We start from the raw sequence: 23823 nt of genomic DNA, 5'->3' as shown, positions 1-23823 counted from the left end.
TGTTTCAGTATAAAATGATTAGATCTAAAAGGATCTAATTTAGATCCAATTTATATTTTTTTGATCCTTTCACTTTATAATTAAATTTTTTAAAAATTATATAATTAAATTATTTTTATTTTAACTTTTTATTTATTTTTTATGTAATTTATGTTATCTTTTTGACCAATTTTAAATCAAATGATAAGGGTAACATATTAATGAAAATGACTTTTCGACCAACTGATTGTTGGCGATGGTATTTTGATAGCGAATACGATAGTTTAATGCTTGAAGTTTCATCTGAAATGTTATTTCGTTCTTGTTATCCAAGTAAAATGTTAGTTCCTGATGTTTTTGGTGAGTTTCCATTTTCTGTTAGTGACGCAACGTCTTATTATCAATTTTATAATAGTTGTCAGTTACTTAATTTGACAGATTCACAAAAGATTGAACTAGCTATTAACGCTATTGTTGCAGCTAATTTTTTAAAGCCTCAAATGCCTAAAAGTTGGTATTTTTCACAACAACCAATGTTATACAAGCCCAAAATAGCTGATATTGTTGAGGTAATTTTACAAGAAGATGGACAAAAGGTTTGTTTAATGGTCGTTGAAGCAGGGGAAAATGCATCTCTTTGTATTATTGCACAAGCTTCATTTATTGCAATGAATAAAACGTTTGTGTTTTCTGAAGCAATTAAAGTAATGAATGATAGATTAATATCTGTAGAGAAAAAATTTACTGAACAAAAGCTGACTTCAGATAATTTTGAATTTAAGGCTATTTCTTAAGTAATTTAATGGTAATATCTCCTTTAGGCACACAACTACAGGCTAAAATTTTATTATTTCGCCTAATAGCAGCTTGTGTTAATGCCTCTACTTCACCTTGTTTTAATTCAACTAGACAACGTCCACATATACCTGCACGGCAAGAATAAGGTAATGCTATTTTATGTTGTTCTAACTGCTCTAAAATAGTTTGCTTATTATTACCTTTAATTATTTGATTTTCAAAATTTATTGTACAAACTTTTGCTTCAGTTTTTATTTCTGTTGGAAAGGTTTTAATATAATTTTTAGCTGGTTGCCGTTCCAATACTTCAATTTTATCGTGAACTGAAATTGTTCCATGATTTCGGGCTATCATATTCATACCAAAATCAATTTCACCTTGCTTATCGGCTCTAAAGTAACGTAAGGTTTTAATTGGTTCATTATCAGCTAAGGATGTTGCAGATTTTATGTTCATTGTCGTTATAACACAGCGACTACAAGGTTTAACAATATCAAAAATCACATTGCCAATTTTTATTGTTTTCCAGCCATCTTCCGCAAAAGGTAGTGCTCCTTGAATAACAATATTTCCACGAAATTGTCTAATATCGAGTTTTTCAAGGCATTGTTGTTGTAAATAATCAAATGAAGCTTTATTTAATAACAAATAAGGATAACCATCAGCAAAACTAACAGGAATTTCAGGATAGCGTTTGGTTCGACGAGTTAATTGTTGACCAACCCATCTTAATTGTACATCTTTATGCAAAATTTGACTGAAAAATTGATTGACTCTTATAGGGGCAATTAATGAAGTAAAATGATTACCCCAAATTTCAGTAGGCTCATAATTCAACGAAAACTCATCAAGATTAAATATTATCATTTCTGTTGGAGATAGCGAAATATGTACTTCGTTTTTTACTATGAATGTTTTGAATTTCAGGAGCTCAGGGTGTTGTCTTGCCGTGATAAAAGTGCCATCGGGTTCACTAAGCATCAATATACGGTCATGCTCAAAGCCTCCATCGACAGTATTAGCCTTTGTTAATTGTATCCCTTGCATCGATTTGATTGGGTAGATGTATAGTTGATTGACGAAAATCATAATATCTTAAATAGATTATAAATGTTCTGATAATTATATACTTAATTACCCATATCTTATAGTTTTTAGATTTAACAAATGGAATGAATAAGTTAAGGCATATCAGCATAACTCGGTATAGCTTATTTCAGTAATGTAATACAATACTTTGCCATTAGGGGTGATAACGGCTATTTCATCATCAACTTTATGACCTATTAATGCTTTTGCTACAGGGCTATTAATCGATATCCAATTTTTTTTAGGATCAAATTCATCGCTACCAACAATACGGTAAATATGTAAATTACCAGATTCATCTTCCAATTTTACCCATGCGCCAAAAAATACTGTACCTTTTTGTTTTGGATGTGGTTCAACAATTGTTAATGTTTCTAGTCGCTTGGTAAGAAAACGTATACGCCGATCAATTTCGCGTAATCTTCTTTTTCCATAAATATATTCTGCATTCTCACTACGATCTCCGAGGGCTGCTGCATCTGATACAGCTTGTGTAACGCGAGGTCTTTCCTCTTTCCATAAATATTTCAATTCACGATTAAGGTTCAAATAACCTTCTCTTGTTATATAATTATTCTTTCGCATATTTTCATTCCCTATAGTAATCTTTATTTTTCGAGTAAAAACTCGATATTTCTTTATTAAAATATATTGTTCGAGTAAAAGCTCGACATTTATTTAATAAAATTTATTCTATTTTTTAATATTTATCAAAATAAAGTTAAATAATATTTAAAAATCAACATTAAAATGATATTATTTTTTTCATTGCTTGTGTTGTGTTTTTTTATTTTATTCTTGGAATATCTCTTGCTCAATAAGTAATTAAGTTAATTATATCGCATAAATAAGTTTAATTTCGCAATTATACAATAATAAAATAAATAAGTTGTTATTATTATCACCATTAGGAATGAATATGACTACACGGAAAGAGCCAATTTGGGGTCTAGTTTGTCTTATTAGTTTTTTTTCAACTAAATCTTTAGCATTATCGGCTGTTACTGCAAATCCTATTAATGGAAATAGTCCTCGGTTTATTAGTTCAATTGAAAATAATATTCAATCCAATAAAGCATTTAATTATTTTGGTGTCATCTATAATGGAAACACCTATTTTTATACAGGTGATTTGAACACAGCATTAGGCTCAAATGTTTCAACTAAAACTCCTGAAAGTTTAGGTTTATTAGCAGCAATTAAACAACCAGAAAGCTCTGAGGTTATAGATGTTGATGGTGATGGAGATATTAAATTATCAGAGGACAAGGATAACCCAGTTTTGTTGGAATGGTATTACGAAGACGAAAATAATAAAGAAGTTAAATTAACAGACGATCAAACAAAAACGACATTTGAAAAATTAGTAAAAAGTGGTATTTATCCTTATATTAAAGTTAGTGGTGGGGTAGCATTAACTACAAAATACGGAGTTCCAAATTTTCAAAATTACCCAGATAGTAAGATTGCTATAACAAAAACACCTTATCGAAATTTTAATGTACAAGTAGGTGGTGAAGCTATCAAATATGCTAGTCCACATATGCTTTATAGTGCTCCAGCTTATTCTTGGGGGGATAGATCTGTTTTTGATTGGGTAGACTGGAATGGTTTTGTAGCACAAAATGATTATTTAAATAATTTCCCTTCAGTTGGTGCAAATGGTCTCTTTTTCTATTTAATTACCGAGAATATTGATAATTCATTAAGCACAACAAAATGGATCGTAAGAACATCGGATCCTGATAAAGGATCACCTGGCGCAATTACAGCGACAGTTGCAAAGTCAGAGGCTCCAAGAGCAGTAGTTGTAGGTGGTTTTAAGGCTTATGATGCAAAAAATATGGTTCTGGTTACGTTAAAAGGTCCTGATTCCTCATCTAAAGGTGCTAATCGAGCTACAGCGCCTAAAGCGAATTTACCTGTTGATATTGAGATAATAGGCGAAACCAAACAAGGCGTAATGCTTAGTTACAGTTTCCGGATAACTAAATGGTTTATCAATAGAGGAGAATATATTGATACATATCAAGAGCAAAAAGATTGGTGCAGAAGTTTAGGTGATTATAAATTAGCATCTCTTAGAGAGCTGAGTAATGCAAACTTTCTGCTTCATCAAGATAAATATGGTAATAATCCTGATAACTACTATAAAAGAGCTGTACATGGGGGATTAATTACTGAATGGGGGGGATTAGCGTATTATCAAGGTGATAATTTTTATAATCCAACCTATGGTTGGACTAGTGATATTTCTAATTCTACGGGTTCTCCTATTTATATCAATATGAATGATGCTGCACTAAATGGCGATAGAGATGATCAGCATCCGTATTACGCATTATGTAGTTCTAAATAAAGAAGTTAAATTTGTGGTTAGCTCTATTAAATGTTAGCCAAGCTAAAAATATCCCAATAACTAGCAGTTATATTTTTGGGGGAGGAGATAAAAGGCTCAGAATTGCAACAGAAACAAGGATAGGTATATAATCACTACTTTGCTTAAAATTGTTAAAAATACCATGATGAATAAACAAATTAGCCATATTATAGCCAGTGAGTTAGCCGTAAAGTCAGAACAAGTTCAAGCGGCGATTCAATTATTAGATGAGGGTAGTACCGTTCCTTTTATTGCTCGTTATCGAAAAGAGGTGACAGGTGGGCTTGATGATACCCAATTACGTACTCTTGATAGTCGATTGAGCTATTTGCGAGAACTTGAAGATCGTAAGCAAACAATTTTAAAGTCTATTGAAGAACAAGGTAAATTGACATTAGAATTAAGTAACAGTATTGCACAAACGCTTAGTAAAACTGAACTTGAAGATCTCTATTTACCATATAAACCTAAACGCCGTACTCGAGGTCAAATTGCCATTGAAGCAGGGCTTGAGCCATTGGCGGATGGCTTATGGCAGAATCCCATGCTTGATCCTGTAATTGAAGCCGAAAAATATATCAATTCCGACAAAGGTATTACTGATACAAAATCAGCAATGGATGGAGCTCGTTACATTTTGATGGAGCGCTTTGCAGAAGATGCAGCATTATTAGCAAAAGTGCGTCATTATCTTTGGAATAATGCTCATTTAGTTTCGCAAGTGGTGAGTGGTAAAGAGGAAGAAGGAGCTAAATTCCGAGACTATTTTTCACAAAGCGAGCTGATTTCTAAAATACCATCTCATCGTGCATTAGCAATGTTTCGAGGACGAAATGAAGGCTTTTTACAACTCTCCTTAAATGCTGATCCGCAATTTGAACAAGCGCCTAAAGAGAGTTATTGTGAACAAATTATCACTGAATATCTAGGCGTCCATTTTAATGAACAGCCAGCAGATAAATGGCGCAAAGCTGTGATTAATTGGACATGGCGCATTAAAATTCTGATGCACATGGAAACCGAATTAATGACAACATTACGTGAGCGAGCAGAGGAAGAAGCGATTAACGTATTTGCTGATAACTTACATGATATGTTAATGGCTGCTCCAGCAGGCATGAAAGTTACTATGGGCATGGATCCTGGTTTAAGGACAGGTGTAAAAATAGCTGTTGTTGATGCAACAGGTAAATTAGTTGCGACTGAAACGATTTATCCTCATACAGGGCAAGCAGATAAAGCAGCTATGGTTATTGCCGCACTTTGTATTAAATATCAAGTTGAATTAGTGGCCATTGGTAATGGTACTGCTTCGCGCGAAACTGAACGTTTTTATCTTGATGTACAAAAGAAATATCCAGAAGTGAAAGCACAAAAAGTAATTGTAAGCGAAGCAGGTGCCTCGGTTTATTCTGCATCAGAACTAGCAGCGCAAGAATTTCCTGATTTAGATGTATCTATTCGTGGTGCAGTATCAATTGCACGTCGTTTACAAGATCCATTAGCAGAGCTTGTTAAAATAGATCCTAAATCGATTGGGGTGGGGCAATATCAGCATGATGTTAGCCAAACTCAGTTAGCAAAAAAACTTGATGCTGTTGTTGAAGATGGTGTTAATGCCGTTGGTGTGAATTTAAACACTGCTTCGATGATGTTACTTGCTCGTATTGCTGGACTTAATAAAGTAATAGCTCAAAATATAATTAATTGGCGTAATGAAAATGGACAATTTACGGATCGTAAACAATTATTGAAAGTGGCTCGCTTAGGTCCTAAAGCATTTGAACAGTGCGCTGGATTTTTACGTATAATGGATGGTAAAAATCCTCTTGACGCATCGGCCGTTCATCCAGAAGCTTATCCAGTTGTAGAACGAATTTTAGAAAAAAATCACAAATCTTTAAAAGAAATTTTAGGTGATACAAACTATTTAAAATCACTTAAAGCAATCGATTACGTAGATGATCATTTTGGTGTGCCAACAGTTACAGATATTATCAAAGAGCTTGATAAACCTGGTCGTGATCCAAGACCTGAATTTAAAACTGCGCAGTTTGCTGATGATATAGAAACGATGGAAGACCTAAAAATAGGTCTGATTATGGAAGGATCTGTTACTAATGTAACTAATTTTGGTGCGTTTGTTGATATTGGTGTGCATCAAGATGGTTTAGTGCATATTTCAGCTTTATCAGATAAGTTTGTTGATGATCCAAGAACAGTGGTAAAAGCTGGTGATATAGTCAAAGTTAAAGTGATAGAAGTTGACATTCCACGAAAACGTATCGCTTTATCAATGCGATTAGATGATCCTGCTGCGCCAAAAACTGATAATCGAAAATTCATTAATGAACGTTCGGTTAACAATACTAAAAAACAACATTCATCTTCAATGACTAATAATGTCATGGGAAATGCATTTGCAACTGCATTTAAAAAGAATAAATAATATTTTTCTAGTTTAAGGGACAATTGTCCCTTTTCTGCATTTAAAACCATTTAGTTAAAGCTATCTAATAGTGATCTATTCAATATAGAACTGAACCATATAATTAAAGCCAACTCAGGTTTATCTTTTTTACTTAATGTAATAATATTATCAGTTATGATATAAAGTATTATTAATATTATATAATTCTATTGTAAATATCCTTAAACAAGCAGCATAATTTCTACTTGAATCTTGACTAAGTTTGAAGTATTTACACATTGGTATAAATTATCTGTTATTTATTGATACTTAAAAGTAACAAGTTATTACCATTACAAATAAACATTAGGTAATATAATATGTTGTAGGCTATGCTGTTTTAATTGTTCTGCAAACTGTTCTACTTCAGGCCTACTGGCGGATGGCCAGTTTTTAGCGATACCACGTACACCATGATTATGAAAAGCATTAATTCTTATTTGAATATTGGGATCTAAATCAATTAAAAATTTGGCAATATTTTTAGCATTAACTTGTAGATCTGTTTGATTAGGAATAATTAAAAGTCTTACCTCATATAGTTTTTTTATTTTTGCCAGATAGTTAATCGTTTCTTTTACTCGTTGATTGTCTCTTCCCGTTAACTTTTTATGCACATCATTATCCCAAGCTTTGAGATCAATCATTGCGCCATCCATCACATTTTCTACTTTTTGCCATCCTGTTTTAGTTAAATAACCATTGCTATCAATAAAACAGGTAAGGTGCTTTAAATCGTTAGATTGTTTGATAACATTGAATAGCTCTTTAATAAAGGGTAACTGCATTGTTGCTTCTCCACCACTTATGGTAATACCATTTAAAAATGGTAGATATTTCCGGATAGCGATTAAAATATCATCTACACTATATCTATAAGTCATTGGTGATGAAAAATGTTTACAAGTATTAATACAAGTATCACATTGCTGACAATTTGAAGTTTGCCATATAACTTTATTGTTACTAAAACTTAATGCTTTGTGTGGACAAGTATCAACACATTGACCACAATCCTTGCACAATGATATCGTATAAGGATTATGGCAGTTTAAACAACGAAAATTACATCCTTGTAAAAATATAACTAGTCGATTACCAGGTCCATCTACACAAGAAAAGGGTAAAAGCTTATTAACGATTGCCCATGACTTGCTCATGACTAATTACTCGTGGTTTTCGACATAAATAACTATTATTTTCGGTATCGTCGGCAGCCTCAGCTCCTAAGAAAGTAGTATTAATTCGTGAGCCTTCTTTTTTATATCTTTTAATATCAGATAATCTCACCATATAACCTGTAACTCGAACAAGATCATTACCACTGATATTGGCAGTAAATTCACGGAAACCAAATTTGAAAGCAGCTTTACAAATTTGTAGCAAGGCTAGGGGATTATTCTTTATGGTCTCATCAATTGTTAAAATATCACTAATACCCGAAGTGAAATACTGGTGATGTTTATACAGTGCCATAATATGAGTGACAGGATCGGGTTCTTGCCCATATGGTATTCTTAATCCAGGTGTTGTTGCTCTATCTATACTAATGCCTGATTGTGAATGTAGCATTGCTTTCCCTTTCCAAGCATAAACTATTGTATGGTTATTAATAAACTTAGCAATTAATTGTGTAATAGTTAATGCAAGTTCATTAGCTTGTTCATTAAAACCATAACGTCCAGCTAAATTTGCTTTTTCTTGCAAGATATTGACGGCTTCAGCCATTCCAAATATACCAAACATTGGAGCAAATCGTTTTGGATCAATTAAACCTTCTTCAACTAAAAAACTGCTATTAAAAAAGTTTGATTTATTGTAAAGAAAGTTTGACCTTGCTTGAATAAGATTGAGCTGCAATTGACAATAGTGGGGTAAGATATTTGACAGAAAGTCTTCTATATTTTTACTGCGTATCGCAACTTCTTTTAAATTGATTCGTGAAAGCGTGCTTCCCCCTCCAGCTACTGGTAGTGAATTATAGCAACTTACAACACCGTAACCTTGGTTATCAAAATCTTTTTGAATCATATTGTTGTTTGCAATATGAGGTTTGCTTGTTTCACAAATATTTTCAATTGCCACTAATAATAATGATTCTGGTGTAATGTCTTCATCATAGATAAAGGTTAAATTTGGAGCAACTTGTTTGAGTTCTCTATCTATACGCAAGATTACCCGACAGATAATATTATCGGTTGGTCCAATGTTTGCATGCATAAATGCATCAGGTAAATTACGATCAAGCATGATCCAAAAATGCTTTAATCGCTGATAAATCTCATCTTCAGTAAGATTACCAACGTAAGGAAGTAAAATTTGATCTAAGCATCCTAAATAAACAGGCATACCAGTTACTGAAGGAACATGATGATAGATGATGATAAGCAAATTTAATGCATCATTAAATGTTTCAGCTGGATTAAGTTCTAGCCACTGTGATCCTTGTTTTAAAAATTTTACATAATCAGGTAAAACATAACGAGGTTTATAAGGTGCGTGACCTTCGTACATATCACAAATAACGCGGTCATTTAAAGCTTGTTGTGTTTCTTCATCCAGATCTACATAAGGTAAATTATTTTCTGCTGCTAAGGCGAGCAAATTTGATTTTTGTTTGGGTGACAAATTGGGGTCTGTCACAATATTATAACAACTTTGTTGAAATTCGGTCATGCTCATAATTATCTCAATATTTATTTCTCAATAATAAATTGTTTTGGTTCATAATCAGACGCAGTAATTGGCGAATGGTTCTCAAAATACTGTTTTACTACATCGGCATCGCGATAACCCGTATCAACGTAAGTCGGTGATGTATTAGTTATTGGATAGCCATCTCCACCAGCGGCTAAAAAGTCAAGTGTAGCAACGCGATAGTTTTTTTGTAAATCGATCGGTTGATCATTAATTTTTACATCTTCAATATTGTTCCCATTTCTTGTTAGGTTTATATTTTTCAAATGTGCATACCCACCCGAACCTTGCTTTTTACTTAATGCAACTTTTAGATAATCAATTAATTCATTGCCAGTTAATTCGAAATAAACCACACTGTTACCAAAAGGTTCTACTTTTAAAATATCACGATAAGTAATATCACCTTCAATTAATGAGTCACGAATCATCCCCCCAGACATAATGCCAACGTTTGCATTAGTTTTTTCAACAAAAGCACTGAGTAAAAGTTGTCCCATATTGCTTTGTTGGTATCTAACAACATCTCGATTACCTTCTAATCGTCCTTTTAACTCGCCACTTTTCACTAACAACTGCTGTTTACCTAATTCTTGATAAGGTCTTAAATTTTCAAGTAAGGATTTATCTTGAGGAATTTCTTGCGTGTAATATTCAAGGCGTTTGGTACTGTTACCATTATCAACCTCTTTTTTAAGGTTAATAGGAATTAATTGGTAATTTTTTAACGTGATTTTGCCATTTAAAAAGACAAAATCTCCACGTCCAACATATTTCCCCCATTCGTGGGCCTGCACAATCCATGTGCCATTTTGTTGATCTGGCGCACAAGGTGTACCTGGTACATATTCGGTAATACGTTTATTAGGACTAGCCATACACACAGGGTTTTGTGAGTGTCCTCCCACTATCATATCTAAATCGCCGGCCTGTAAATTTCTGGCTAATTCAACATCACCCAGTGCCATTGAGCCATGTTCACCATTTTCATAATGCCCCATATGAGTGACAGCAATAATCATGTCAGGGTGTTCATTATCTTTTAACTGTTTAATTATTTTTTGTGCTTCGGGTAAGGTTTGTCGAAATTCGACGCCTTCCGTATTTTTGGGTGAAGCAAGAAAAATAGTATCGTCAGTGGTTAAACCAAACACAGCAACTTTAATACCATTCAAATCAAACATTTTATAGGCATCAAATACACGTTTATCTGTGCCTTTAAAGTAAGTGTTTGCCGATAAAAAAGGAAATTTTGCCCATTTCTGTTGCTCACGAATAATAGTCAAAGGATGATCAAACTCATGATTACCCACAGCCATAGCATCGTAACCAACCGCATTCATGCCAATAAAATCAGGTTTGGCTTGCTGTACATCAGATTCAGGGACACCAGTATTAATATCACCACCTGATAGCAGCAGTAATTTCCCTCCTTTTGCTGTAACTTCTTTTCGAATTTCATCTACTACGGTTTTTTGAGCAGCAAGCCCATACTCACCAATATCATTTTGCCAAAAACGGCCGTGGTGGTCATTGGTATGCAAAATAGTAAATTGATAAGACTTGTCTTTTTCTAAAGTTGGAACTGATGAGCTTTTTGTGGAAACAGCGGCCATGCAAGAGGCTGAAAATAGCCCCATACAAACAAGTAATGATAATTTTTTATTAAACTGATAATAGTACATGGTATCTCCTAAATCCTTATATAACAGCTATTATCCTGTAATCACCTTGTAAATAAGTTGTGGCTCAGTTGCGTTATCACTAATGGTAATATTGTCATATAATTTTTGCTTGATAGTATCAAGCTTATCAGTATTGGCGTGTATCGTTAATAAAACTTCACCTTCAGTAACTTTGTCACCTACTTTTTTATGTAACACGATTCCAACAGCGGGATCAATAATATCTTCTTTGGTTGCGCGACCAGCACCTAATTGCATTGCAGCGATCCCGATTTGATCTGCGATAATTTTTGATACATAACCTGACTTAAGGGCTGGTAGGGCAATTTGGTAAGGTGCACTAGCCAATTTTTCAGGATGATCAACGACCGAACTATCACCGCCTTGTGCTTCAATTAGGGTTTTAAACTTCTCGATAGCTTTACCATTTTTAATGACTTCTTGAAGTTTTATTCTGGCTTCTTCTAATGTTTTTGCTTTATCGGCAAGTACAACCATTTGACTACCTAATGTTAAAACCAGTTCGGTTAAATCGGCTGGACCATGACCTTTTAACGTATCAATTGCTTCTTTTACTTCAAGAGCATTACCAATTGCAAAACCAAGAGGTTGAGACATATCCGAAATAATTGCCATGGTTCTACGGCCAATTTGATTACCAATATTTACCATTTCATGGGCTAATTTTTCTGAATCGGCCATATCTTTCATTAGCGCACCATCACCTGTTTTAACATCAAGAACGATGGCATCAGCACCCGCTGCCAATTTTTTACTCATAATTGAACTTGCAATAAGAGGAATAGAGTTAACAGTACCTGTTACATCACGTAACGAATAAAGTTTCTTGTCTGCTGGGGTTAAATTGCCTGATTGACCAATAACTGCAAGGCCTTTATTATTAACTTGATTAATAAAATCTTGTTTACTTAATTCAATTTTAAAATCAGGAATCGATTCAAATTTATCTGTGGTGCCGCCCGTGTGACCAAGCCCTCGTCCAGACATTTTTGCTACTGGAACATCTAAAGCTGCTACTAAAGGAGCTAGAACTAATGTTGTAGTGTCACCTACACCGCCAGTTGAATGTTTATCAACTTTAATGCCTTTGATTGAAGACAGATCAACAGTATCGCCAGAATACATCATCGCCGAGGTTAAATCTGCGCACTCTTTGGAAGTCATACCTTGATAATAAATTGCCATTAATAAAGCACTAACTTGATAATCGGGGATAGTTCCATTGGTATAATTAGTGATAAAAAATTGGATTTCATCAGTGGTTAATACATTGCCGTCACGTTTTTTTTCTATAATATCTACAAATCTCATTACTATCCTCTCTTACTATCAATAAATAAAATTAGTGTATTGCTTTGTTTATACAAAATAAATTTTAAGTCCTAATTATTATTTTTTATTGTTAAAAAATAATGTTAATCAAGATCACTTGGTGAAAAAGACCAAGGTAATAATTCTCCAACTGTTGTTTCTTGAATTTTTCCCTGCATGTTGGTCAAAATAACAGGCATATCTTTAGCGCAAAACTCACTAATAACTTGACGGCAAGCTCCACATGGTGAAATAGGCCCATCAGTATCTCCAATTACCACCAATTTTTTAAATTTTGTTTTACCTTCAGAAACCGCTTTAAAAATTGCCGTTCTTTCGGCACAATTTGCTAGTCCATAAGATGCGTTTTCAATATTACAACCTAAAATTGCTTCATCATCTTCAGTAATTAGCACGGCACCAACCTGAAATTTAGAATAAGGTACATAAGCTTTAGAACGGGCTGTTTTAGCAAGTTCAATCAGTTTTTCAATTTTCATATTAATAATCCTTTTGGCCGTAATAAATCTAACTAAATTTTAGGTTGAGAGTTAACAGGAGACTGCAAATCTATCTTATAAACACCAAAACCAGATGTATCTGTATCGATAAAATGAATAGGGTATAGTGAATGTTTCTCGATATAGGTTTTAGCTTCATCTGTTGGTGATGATTCAAAGCGAATATCTAATTTTGTGTTACTAATAATTGGAGAAATTTGCCAATTATTGTCGATGGTAACATTCGTTATACTATATTTTTGGGTAGTATTGGTAATATAGGCTGAAAGAATTACTCTTAGATCGTCAGGAGAATTAAATTTGACATTTTTTTCACCAGTACCTGGAAATATACCACTATAAGCACGATAATTATTGGTGGCAATTAAGAATTCTTGGTTAGGAGCAATTGTTTTTTGTTGATAAGTCAGATTCCTAATTCTTTCAGATGTAGGGTTAATTAACTGGCAATTTGCATCATAACGGGGTGGCTTTGTTACATCTATTTGATAATTCACTCCATCAATAATATCAAAATTATAGGTTCTGAATTTATCCCAATTAATCAAATATTGTGGTTGTGATGAATTAGTATTAATTTGATTATATACACCAGCTGAACACTCTAACCACTCTTTGACATCTTTACCTGTAATTTTCACAGCAGACAAAATATTAGGATAAAGGTAAATATCTGCAGCATTTCTAAACGATAAATTACCTGCTTTAACATCAACAAAAGCGCTAGGATCGTTTTTCCTGCCGCCAGCTTTAAATGGTGCAATGGCCGATAAAACGGGCAAACCATCAAGATCAGGATCCCCTTTAATAAACTGCTTAACGTAATCGATTTGTGCATCATTAATAATTTGTAAGGCAGATGTATCTTCAACCAATGCTAGATAGCTCGTAATATCGGTTGAAACTTTACCTATTGGTTTACTAACAAATTCACGTGTTCCTTGGTGATCTTTGTTTAGAATGTCGACGATTTTTTGATCGGCTTTAACAAGTGCCTTTTTAGTTTTTACATCATAGATTGGTCTAGCTTCTGATTTACCTGAAATCACTTGCCATTTTGATTTATCACCATCAAGAACTAAGTCCACCACTCCCAAATGGCTACCCCAATGTCCGGGCATAACAGCAGGCACATGATTAATGTTACCAGTTTTGATATCAGTATTTGGTAATGATTTGAAATCTTCACTAGGAAATATGCCGTGAGAATGACCAAACATAATTGCATTAATACCCTCTACTTGACTCAAGTAGTAAACCGAATTTTCAGCTAATGCTTTATAAGGTTCAGCTGAAACACCAGAATGTGGAATAGCAATAATAACATTAGTGCCTTGTTTTTTCATTTCAGGGACTAATAGTTTGGCCGTTTCTGTAATATCTTTGACGACAACTTTGCCATCAAGATTAAGTTTGTCCCATTGCATAATCTGTGGAGGGACAAAACCAATATAGCCGATTTTAATCGTGTGCTTATTGCCGTTTCTATCAATAACAGGAGTATCTAAGATAATATATTGTGTAAAAAATGGCTTTTGAGTTTTGGCATCATAAACATTAGCGTTGATGTAAGGAAATTTAGCCCCAGAAAGACTTTTTTGTAGAAATTCTAATCCAAAATTAAATTCGTGGTTACCAATATTACCCACACTATAATTAAGTGTATTGAGCGCTTTATAAACAGGATGAATATCGCCATCATTAAAACCCTTCTTTACGGCATAATCAGCCATTGGGCTACCTTGAATTAGGTCACCATTATCAACAAGAACACTATTTTTTACCTCACTTCTTGCTTGATGAATTAAATTAGCAGTTTTTACTAATCCAAAAGAATCAACAGACTGATCTTTGAAATAATCATAATTCATCATGTTTCCATGCAAGTCGGTTGTTTCAATAATCCTTAAATCAACAGTTGCGGCATTAACAACGCCAGATATAAATAGGGTTAAAAAGGGTAAAATTAACTTATTTTTTTTCATGCAAATCTCCTATTATTCTGACAACTAAATTAGTTAACGGGTATGGCTAGTAACAGCTTCTGATATTCTAAAAATCGTTCAATGATTGCTGGATGATATTTTTTGTCATTAATAAATTTTTTAAGCAATTGTCTATCATCAGATGAAAAACATAAAAGAACTTGCTCAGTTAAACGACTTTTAACCATATCTTCAACAAATGCGGCTTGAATGCCACATAGCGTTATATCAAGCAATTCTAATCGTGAAAATGCAAATATGGATTGGGCGATACTATATTCTTTTTCAATATCAGTACCAAAAATCCCTGCATCATCGGTATTTAAGGTAATGCGAACACCTTGGTCATAAAGTTGCCTTATAGGATGTTGATAAATATCGCCATGCAATTCATTCACTAAAATCCGATTACTCGTTAAAGCAATTTCTAGAGTGATTTTTTTTTCGACCAGTTCACAAATAAGCGCTTTGTTTTCAATGGCACGAATACCATGACCGATTCTGATTGCACCGTGTTTAAGAGCTTGAATAATGCTCTCATCTGAATCAATTTCGCCAGCATGATACGATTTTTTTAAGTTCAGCTGAGTAGCCAACTTATGTGCATCTTTAAAATCATCAAAATGCCCAGCCATTTCGTTACCAGCAATATTAAATCCCGTAATAAAAGGGTGATGATTTTGCTGAATAAAACACAACGTATCATAAACAACTTTAGCGCCTAGGTGTCTAACACCAATAACATGATATCTAACTGTAATATCATAGTCGTTTTGTACTTTTATAATCGCTTTGTCCATGTAGAAAAGAGTTTTATTAAACCTTTCTTTATCCCAAATTAATTTTCCATTAACTTCGGTTGTGCAAATATGATAGGGGGACAAAAATAGCTCGCAATAAATTAACCCTTGTTTAGCATTTCTATTAAGAAAATCGTAAGTAATAGAATAATAATCTTCAGGATCTTTTAGAAAGCTAGAAACGGTATCATATGTATTAATAAATTCTTCAAATTTGGATTCGTCATACAAATATCTACCATTTTTATATTCTTTGGCATTGTATTGACCAGATTTGTAACATAGTGTACTAGGAAAAGGAATATTATTTTTTTGCGCTAACTGATGAGCCATGACAGGGGTAATGCTGCCTTCAACATGTTCGTGCAATATAACTTTAGGTATCATTTGATCGTTCATTAGGTATTTAATCTATTTTTAAATGAGCTAAATTGGCTTTAGTAACATTGGTTTTACTAACAATGACATTAAACGCTTATTAAAAAATTTTTAATAACATGTATATCATTGTTAATTGGGTTATTTTAACTTGATAAGATACTTATCTGCTATATCTTTTGCATCACTTATTTATATTTTTGTGCGGTAAATCAAATTTTTACGATAATTAATTGTTAGTAAAAAGGCAACAAAATGTATTGTTGCCTACGTATTGATTGAGTGGGAAAAAGTTCCACCACACAAAGAATAATTAATTAATGATTTAAATAGTTTTTGGATTAGGCTTTTCGTTTTTAAAGATCAACATAAATACAATTGCTAGAACCAAAGCATAACCTGCAAAAATAAGCCAAACTGTTTGCCATTCTGTAACGTTTCCAACTGTATAATAATCGACTACATAACCACTGCCTACCGAACCTAAATAAGCACCGAACCCATTAGTCATGGTCATAAATAATCCTTGAGCACTATTACGAATGGTTGGCGATACCGATTTTTCAACATACATTGAGCCAGATATGTTGTAAAAGTCGAAAGCACAACCATAAACAATCATTGAAAGGAGAAGTAAAACAGAACCGAAAAGAGATGGATCGCCATAAGCAAATAAACCAAAACGAGCAACCCAAGCAAGCATACTAATTAGCATAACGTATTTAATACCTAAACGTTTCATAAAAAAAGGTACAAATAAGATAAATGCGACTTCTGACATTTGAGAAATAGACAACAGTATAGAAGGGTATTTAACCACTAAACTATCAGCATATTCAGGGAATCTTTCAAAATCATGTAAAAATGGATTACCAAAAGTATTGGTTATTTGTAAAATACCGCCTAATAAAACTGCAAATAGAAAAAATATAACCATTCGTGGTTGTTTGAATAAAACAATAGCATCTAACCCTAATGAACTAATGATGTTTTTTTCTTCAGTTTTATTTTTTGTTGTTGGAATCAATGGTAGCAAGAATGAATAAAGGCTGAGTAATAAAGCAGATGCAGCTGCAATATAAAGTTGCATGCTACTCAGTTCTAATTTTAAAAGACTCACAAGCCACATAGCAACAATAAATCCAATGGTGCCAAAAATTCTGATACAAGGGAACTCGGTAATAACATCAAGTCCACGTGATTCTAAGCAAGAATAAGCGATTGAATTTGAAATGGCGATGGTTGGCATGAAAGCTAGGCAATGAATCAATATCACAATCATCATCATGAAAGGAGATGTTACTGAAGCCGCAATAAATAGCGTTAAAGCACCGATTAAATGACAAAGCATATACAAACGGTTAGCAGGTATCCATCTATCCGCTACAATCCCAAGTAAGCCAGGCATAAATAAAGATGCGATACCCATTGTTCCGTATATCGATCCTACTTCAAGACCAGTAAATTGTAATTTACGTATCATATAAGAACCGAGAGTTATTAACCAACTTCCCCAGATAAAATATTGTAAGAAAAATATAACCCTAAGTTTAAAATGAATATTCATTTATAATTCCTTAATAAACGAGATTTACTATAATCTAATATCTAAATATCAATAAAATAATTATTTGATCAAAATAAAAAATGGCAGATTAACCTGCCATTTTTTTAGTTTTGATTTAATAAAACAGACTCCAGTGCAACAGTGATCATTTCTTTGAACCCTAATTGTCTTTGTTCTGCTGACATTGCTTCGCCTTTTCGGATATGATCTGAAACTGTACAAATAGCCAGTGCTTTTGCACCATATTCAGCCGCAACGCCATAAATGCCAGCAGCTTCCATTTCGACGCCTAAAATATTGTATTTTTCCATAACATCAAACATATCAGGTTCAACACTATAAAAAAGGTCAGCAGAAAAAAGGTTACCAACTTTAACATTCACACCCAATTTTTTAGCTGCATTAACGGCATTACAAGTTAAATCAAAATCGGCGATAGCGGCAAAATCATGATCTTTAAAACGTAAACGGTTGACTTTTGAATCGGTACAAGCACCTAACCCAACAATAACATCCCCCAAGTTGACATTAGGGCTAATTGCACCACATGAACCAATACGAATGATGTTTTCAACACCATAAAATTTAATTAGTTCGGTTGTATAGATTGAACAAGATGGAATACCCATTCCATGCCCCATAACTGAAACCTTTTTATCTTTGTAATAACCAGTAAAACCCAACATGGATCTTACATTAGTAACTTCTGTTGCATTCTCTAAAAAGGTTTCTGCAATGAATTTTGCTCGTAGCGGATCGCCGGGCATTAAAACGGTTTTTGCAAAGGCATTATCAACAGCATTAATATGCGGGGTAGACATTAACTTCTCCTGATATTTGTTTTGAAATCGATATTACTTAAACTTAAATTATTTATTTTTTTATAAAAGATTTACCGTAATCCATTGGCGATAAATCAAAATAATCGGCAACACTCTGTCCTATATCGGCAAATGTTTCACGATGACCTAAAGAGCCAACAGGCACACTATCTCCGTAGACAATGACAGGTATATGTTCGCGAGTATGATCGGTACCTGACCAAGTTGGATCACAACCATGATCGGCGCTAATAATAAGCAGATCGCCAGGTTGGATAAGCGCTAACATCTCAGGAAGACGACTATCAAAATATTCTAAAGCAGCGGCATAACCTGAGACATCGCGACGATGCCCATAAGAAGAGTCAAAATCGACAAAATTAGTAAATACAATCGTATTATCTTTAGCCTGCTTAATTTCTTCTAGTGACGCATTAAATAAAGCTTCAAGACCGGTTGCTTTTACTTTTTTGGTAATTCCAACTTGTGCATAAATATCGGCAATTTTACCAATTGACACTACGATACCTTGTTTTTCATCAACTAGTTTTTTAATCATCGTTGGTGCTGGTGGTTCAACAGCAAGATCGTGGCGGTTACCCGTACGCACAAATTCGCCCGCTTTTTTGCCAACAAAAGGTCTAGCAATAACGCGGCCAATGTTGTAATTACCTTTATTTAGCTCATCACGTGCAATTTCGCAGACTTCATAAAGTTTATCTAAACCAAATGCCTCCTCATGACATGCAATTTGGAATACAGAATCAGCAGAAGTATAAAAAATTGGCTTGCCAGATGCTATATGTTCTTCACCAAGTTCATCAAGAATGACTGTACCAGATGAGTGACAATTACCGAGGTAACCAGGAAGTTTTGCACGAGAGACAATTTTATCTAAAAGATCTTGAGGGAAGCTATTAGTGGTATTAGTAAAATAACCCCAGTCAAAAAGAACTGGCACGCCAGCTAATTCCCAATGTCCTGATGGAGTATCTTTACCTGAGGAAATCTCGCTTGCATAGCCATATGAACCAATAATTTCACCTTCAGTTTGCATACCTTTAGGATAATGACCAGTTGATTCATACGCCGCTTCGATTAAGCCTAATTTGCCTAAATTAGGTAAATTTAATGGACCACTACGACCATGCTCAGCTTTACCTAAAGCACAAGCTTCAGCAATATGTCCTAAAGTATCAGCACCCTCATCGCCATATTTATTTGCATCTTCAGCGCCACCGATACCAAACGAATCTAGGATCATAATAAAAACTCTTTTCATAATTTCCTCTAACTAATAAGCAAAACTTAATTTGTGTACAATCTTTTTTATTAGAATTCTGGTTATAATTTATAAAAACATCGCTTAGTTAGCTATAATACACGATAACAAAAAACAAAAAAGATTTAAGCGTTGCTTTAGCTGAATATTTGTATAAATAATGTGATTAATTTGATCTTAGTCATATTTTTGTATATCAAAAAATTTATAAAACACTTTTTTAAGTGTAGAAATTAGTCATGCTGTTTACACTATTTTGAGAAAAAAACGTAATGGATATACATAAAAAACAAAACATTCTGACTTGGAACATTCTTATTTATAATTCTGTTTATCTGCATTTATATTTTATATAACAGAGCCCAAATTTATTTAACACAATTTAATTAAGGAGTGACTGATGTCATTTGTCAATGCCTATGTCTCAGACGAAGATGCCAAAAAATATGATTTAGATAATTTATGGAATAAGTACCGCCGCTTTGGTACCAAAATGCCTGAACTATTTACCGACTTATATCAGATACAATTTGCTTGGGAAATTGTGTCAATGAACCCGAGTAATTTACCTAGTATGTCGAAGGCGGATTTATTAACCATTTTGAAAGAGGCATTAGCTGTCTATAAATGTAGTGGAATTAGAGATTTATAAGCTAATAATAAATTATTTTTTAAGTTTAATTTGTAATAATCTTTATTTAATCTGACAGGTAATTATTACTCATCGGGAGCATTTTTCAGATAAAAACCGAAGAGTAACTTATTTTGATAAGTTTGTTCTATCTCAAATCAATCAATACCTAGCACCATTCGCCCATTCTTAGTTGCCACATTAATCACATTGTCTAAATCGGTATAACGGCATCCTGTTACTAACAATTTAAGTTCTTCCCACATATTACCCGTTGAAAATGGTAACATATAATCACTAACATTATCTGTGCCAATAGCAACAGGAATACCAGCAGCCGCCAGTTCATCAACAGGGGTTAATGAGTTACGAGTAGGACCTTGTTCTTCACGACGAGGGCTATCGATCCAAGCAAAAGGACAAGCAATAACCATCATTTTGGCCTCTTTCATTTTTTTGTAGAGTTTTTGGCGATATGCTAAACTATGCGCGGTGATAGAAATGCTATGGATAGCAACAACTCGCCCGTGCATACCATGCTCAAGAGTTTTATCGGTAAGTTGTTCTGTTTCGATTTCATCTTGTGAGTTAAATTGGTCAACATGTACATGCACCATTTTACCCAATGACTTACCTGTTTGCATTAACACATCAAGATGTTTAAGTCCCATACCTTCACCATGATCACGCTCATCACGACGCGGTAAACCGCCAATAATATCAACTAAATCAGCTCCTTTATCAAACCAATAACGTGCTTCTTTATCAATAACACCTTTAAGTGTTTGATTAACTAATTTAATGGTGATGTCATTTTTATAAGTTTCTCGTGCTCTTAAGGCACCTTTAATTGCTCGTTCTTCAGCAATAGGATCAATATCAACAAACGATCCCATGGCACTTACACCTTGCTCAATCATACGCTCAACCGCCATACTAAAATGGCGATAGTAATCATCTTCACTCATTGATGCTTTGACTTTATCTAATGTATCCCATTTTTCAATTAAAGTCTGTTTTTGATAGACATCAAAACTATCAACCGAAATAGTAAAAGCACGATCAGCATGCATATGTGCATTAACCCATCCGCCTTTTTGCTTAATATTATTCATTAAATAGGCTTTTAAACTTTGGTCTCTTGTGGTTAATAACATGTTTTTATGTTCAATCATAATATGCCTCTACAATTCAATCTAAATGAAGTTGATAAAATCGGACGCAATAGGCAAAAAAAATCCCCCAAAAAGGAGGATAAAATGGAATCAATAATATTAATGATTAAGATTACTGAGTTACAATTGATCATTGTGCCTACACCGTGTCGATAAAAAACTGCAGAAATTCTAACCAAAATATTTTTAATAGCAAGTACTATAATTTATAAAATATATAAATAAATGAAATGGTTAAAGTATTATTTTTTAGATTTTTTACTTCAAAAAATAGTTTTTAATAAAGTTAATTACCAATAAATTAAGAAATAAAATCATAACTAATTATTTAATAACAATAATTAGTTGTCACAAAAATGAGATTATAAACCTTAAATACTGCTTTTTGATATTAGCAGTAGCAAGCGTATACTACACAAGCAACTTATTTTGAAATATAGGTAGTCTACTGACATGAGTCAATTAAATATTATTGCCACAATCACAGTTAAACCAGAATTCTATGGCGCATTTCAACCGATATTTAAACGATTAGTTGCAGGTAGCAGGGCCGAAACAGGTTGTGTGCACTATGAGCTTAACCAAAGTATTGATAACCCCAATATCTTTATTGTGATCGAAACATGGGTATCACAGCAGGCAATTGATTTTCACAACACAACGCCACATTTTGTTGAATTTGCCAACTTTGCTAAAAAACATACTGATAGATTAGAGATTAATATTGCCAAACAAGTAATATAACTTAAAAGATGATAGTAGCTAACATTTGGGGTTAACTATCATATTAATTAATCAAACAGTTCGATTTTTATATTCCGTGAATCGCTTCGACCCATATCGTCAAGCACTAAAATTTTAAAAGTCCCGCTTTGTGTTGGGATCCAGTTAAGAGCCTTCCGTGGCTCGGTTTGCCCAATAAAACTGTTATTAACAAACCAATAAAGTGATTTAACATCACCATCACAATTAGCAGTAAAACTAATTTGTTCATTTTTTTGTTTAGTGGTTCTAAATTGATAAACTACATTTTTAAGAGGCGAAGTTATTTTTGGCGGTTCGCCTAAAAAATTTTGTGATGAATGACAATGTTTTGTTGATGGTGGCGCTTTTTTAGCAATCCCGGCTTTAGCAAAAACAGCGGCTAAATCTGACGGCCAATATTCAAAAACAGCTAAGTGAGAGGTTGCTAAATCATAAGGAGGACAAACAGCTTTACCTGTTTGATTGTCGACCATAACGGGTCTAAAAATGGTATCGGGATTAATTGGCGACACACCCGGAATAAACCACGTTTTACCTTTTGCCTTGCACCATTGAGTCAGTAGATTGCCACTGGTTAGACAAATATCGATACGCTTTAAATTTGGAGGTAATGGGCGATTAGGTTCACGCAAGTTAGGATAATAAGCGTTAATGCTTTCAACGATATTAAAAAAGAGCGGTGTGGCGGCATCGACGCCTACAAAGGCATTATTACCACTACCATCAAAGTTACCAAGCCAAACCACCATTGCATAGTTACCAAAAGTTCCAGCTGTCCAAGCATCACGAAATCCCCATGATGTACCTGTCTTCCAAGCAACGGGTACCACCTTTTTTTGCATTTTGCTAAGTACATCTTGTGGGCGGGTATTTTGTTTCAACATATCAATGGTCATAAATGCTGCTTGTGGACTTAACAGCTTTTGTGGTTCGGGTGAGTCGTCGGCTTCAATAAATTGCAATGGCTGCCAACGACCTTCGTTGGCTAGCATGGCATATAACCCGACTAACTCTTGTGCACTAACTTCACCACCACCTAACACTAAAGATAAACCATAATGCGACTCATCGGCGAGTTTTTGGATATGGGCATTGACCAAAAATTGATAAAAAGAGGGATTATGTAATTTAGAGGCCACCGATACAGCAGGAATATTACGGCTATGAATTAATGCATCGGTTGCCGAAATAGGGCCACGAAAGTTACGATTAAAGTTTTCTGGCGTGTATGAACCAAAATCAGTGGCCACATCTTTTAAAATTGTACGAGGATGTAAAACACCTTGGTCAATACCAAGCGCATAAATAAACGGCTTAAGTGTAGATCCGGGTGAGCGTTTAGCAAGTGTACCATTAACTTGACCTTGGATAGAATTATCAAAATAATTAGCTGTAATAGTCTTTACTTAATCTGACGTTTGAGTTATTTTATAACACAAAAAGGAGAGTCAGAAATGAATCAAACTGC

General features: G+C 33.9%; 19 protein-coding genes. 5 read left to right on the top strand and 14 right to left on the bottom strand.

Features of this window, described 5'->3' with window-relative positions; genetic code table 11:
* Nucleotides 1–200: 200 nt before the first annotated feature.
* Nucleotides 201–773, top strand: coding sequence for a cell division protein ZapC (locus tag J6569_RS03865; RefSeq protein ID WP_085163963.1), 573 nt, complete (start codon nucleotides 201–203; stop codon nucleotides 771–773).
* Here J6569_RS03865 and J6569_RS03860 read toward each other — a convergent pair.
* Nucleotides 763–1866, bottom strand: a complete 1104-nt coding sequence (locus J6569_RS03860) for a YcbX family protein (RefSeq protein WP_174799385.1) — start codon at nucleotides 1864–1866, stop codon at nucleotides 763–765. The genes J6569_RS03865 and J6569_RS03860 overlap by 11 nt on opposite strands.
* 102 nt (nucleotides 1867–1968) lie before the next feature.
* Nucleotides 1969–2451 (bottom strand): transcription elongation factor GreB, encoded by a 483-nt coding sequence (greB, locus tag J6569_RS03855; RefSeq protein WP_174799386.1) that lies wholly within the window; start codon nucleotides 2449–2451, stop codon nucleotides 1969–1971.
* Nucleotides 2452–2785: 334 nt separating this feature from the next.
* Between greB and J6569_RS03850 the strand changes: the two genes are divergently transcribed.
* Together J6569_RS03850 and J6569_RS03845 are read left to right on the top strand one after the other, a co-directional pair.
* Nucleotides 2786–4225 (top strand): hypothetical protein, encoded by a 1440-nt coding sequence (locus J6569_RS03850; RefSeq protein WP_296317681.1) that lies wholly within the window; start codon nucleotides 2786–2788, stop codon nucleotides 4223–4225.
* Nucleotides 4226–4388: 163 nt separating this feature from the next.
* A complete protein-coding gene (locus J6569_RS03845) occupies nucleotides 4389–6695 on the top strand; it encodes a Tex family protein (RefSeq protein WP_296317679.1) in 2307 nt (768 codons plus the stop codon).
* A gap of 314 nt (nucleotides 6696–7009) precedes the next feature.
* On the opposite strand, the gene J6569_RS03840 is transcribed toward J6569_RS03845, so the two are convergent.
* The 10 genes from J6569_RS03840 to J6569_RS03795 form a co-directional block, all read right to left on the bottom strand.
* A complete protein-coding gene (locus J6569_RS03840) occupies nucleotides 7010–7876 on the bottom strand; it encodes a YjjW family glycine radical enzyme activase (RefSeq protein ID WP_296317677.1) in 867 nt (288 codons plus the stop codon).
* On the bottom strand, nucleotides 7851–9392 hold the full coding sequence (locus J6569_RS03835) for a YjjI family glycine radical enzyme (protein ID WP_366941237.1): 1542 nt from the start codon (nucleotides 9390–9392) through the stop codon (nucleotides 7851–7853). The genes J6569_RS03840 and J6569_RS03835 overlap by 26 nt, the downstream gene beginning before the upstream one ends.
* Before the next feature lie 20 nt (nucleotides 9393–9412).
* Nucleotides 9413–11029, bottom strand: a complete 1617-nt coding sequence (gene ushA / locus J6569_RS03830; protein WP_366941236.1) for a bifunctional UDP-sugar hydrolase/5'-nucleotidase UshA — start codon at nucleotides 11027–11029, stop codon at nucleotides 9413–9415.
* Nucleotides 11030–11128: 99 nt separating this feature from the next.
* Nucleotides 11129–12430, bottom strand: coding sequence for a pyrimidine-nucleoside phosphorylase (locus J6569_RS03825; protein WP_174799391.1), 1302 nt, complete (start codon nucleotides 12428–12430; stop codon nucleotides 11129–11131).
* Between the two features lie 104 nt (nucleotides 12431–12534).
* Nucleotides 12535–12930 carry a cytidine deaminase gene (locus tag J6569_RS03820; protein WP_065560330.1) on the bottom strand — a complete coding sequence of 132 codons (396 nt, stop codon included), beginning with the start codon at nucleotides 12928–12930 and terminating at the stop codon, nucleotides 12535–12537.
* Between the two features lie 32 nt (nucleotides 12931–12962).
* Nucleotides 12963–14936, bottom strand: coding sequence for a bifunctional 2',3'-cyclic-nucleotide 2'-phosphodiesterase/3'-nucleotidase (locus J6569_RS03815; protein WP_296317672.1), 1974 nt, complete (start codon nucleotides 14934–14936; stop codon nucleotides 12963–12965).
* A gap of 29 nt (nucleotides 14937–14965) precedes the next feature.
* Nucleotides 14966–16135, bottom strand: a complete 1170-nt coding sequence (gene add, locus J6569_RS03810; RefSeq protein ID WP_085163971.1) for an adenosine deaminase — start codon at nucleotides 16133–16135, stop codon at nucleotides 14966–14968.
* Nucleotides 16136–16439: 304 nt separating this feature from the next.
* Nucleotides 16440–17681, bottom strand: coding sequence for a nucleoside permease (locus J6569_RS03805; RefSeq protein ID WP_174799393.1), 1242 nt, complete (start codon nucleotides 17679–17681; stop codon nucleotides 16440–16442).
* 104 nt (nucleotides 17682–17785) lie between these two features.
* A complete protein-coding gene (gene deoD / locus J6569_RS03800; protein WP_065589674.1) occupies nucleotides 17786–18502 on the bottom strand; it encodes a purine-nucleoside phosphorylase in 717 nt (238 codons plus the stop codon).
* Nucleotides 18503–18554: 52 nt separating this feature from the next.
* On the bottom strand, nucleotides 18555–19784 hold the full coding sequence (locus tag J6569_RS03795) for a phosphopentomutase (protein WP_296317670.1): 1230 nt from the start codon (nucleotides 19782–19784) through the stop codon (nucleotides 18555–18557).
* 400 nt (nucleotides 19785–20184) lie between these two features.
* Here J6569_RS03795 and J6569_RS03790 point away from each other — a divergent pair, with 400 nt between their 5' ends.
* A complete protein-coding gene (locus J6569_RS03790; RefSeq protein WP_296317668.1) occupies nucleotides 20185–20436 on the top strand; it encodes a hypothetical protein in 252 nt (83 codons plus the stop codon).
* A gap of 137 nt (nucleotides 20437–20573) precedes the next feature.
* Here J6569_RS03790 and J6569_RS03785 read toward each other — a convergent pair whose 3' ends face one another.
* Complete coding sequence (locus J6569_RS03785) at nucleotides 20574–21590, bottom strand: amidohydrolase family protein (RefSeq protein ID WP_202961539.1); 1017 nt, start codon at nucleotides 21588–21590, stop codon at nucleotides 20574–20576.
* A gap of 453 nt (nucleotides 21591–22043) precedes the next feature.
* Between J6569_RS03785 and J6569_RS03780 the strand changes: the two genes are divergently transcribed.
* On the top strand, nucleotides 22044–22334 hold the full coding sequence (locus J6569_RS03780) for a putative quinol monooxygenase (protein WP_296317665.1): 291 nt from the start codon (nucleotides 22044–22046) through the stop codon (nucleotides 22332–22334).
* A 47-nt stretch (nucleotides 22335–22381) separates the two neighbouring features.
* Here the strand turns inward: J6569_RS03780 and J6569_RS03775 are convergent, their stop codons facing one another.
* Nucleotides 22382–23725, bottom strand: a complete 1344-nt coding sequence (locus J6569_RS03775; protein ID WP_296317727.1) for a penicillin-binding transpeptidase domain-containing protein — start codon at nucleotides 23723–23725, stop codon at nucleotides 22382–22384.
* Between the last annotated feature and the right edge of the window lie 98 nt (nucleotides 23726–23823).

Origin of the sequence: Gilliamella sp., from assembly GCF_024104075.1 — a bacterium.
Lineage (GTDB): Bacteria > Pseudomonadota > Gammaproteobacteria > Enterobacterales > Orbaceae > Gilliamella > Gilliamella bombi.
The sequence above is the reverse complement of the archived record's forward strand: the minus strand, read 5'-3'. Positions and strand labels throughout refer to the sequence as shown.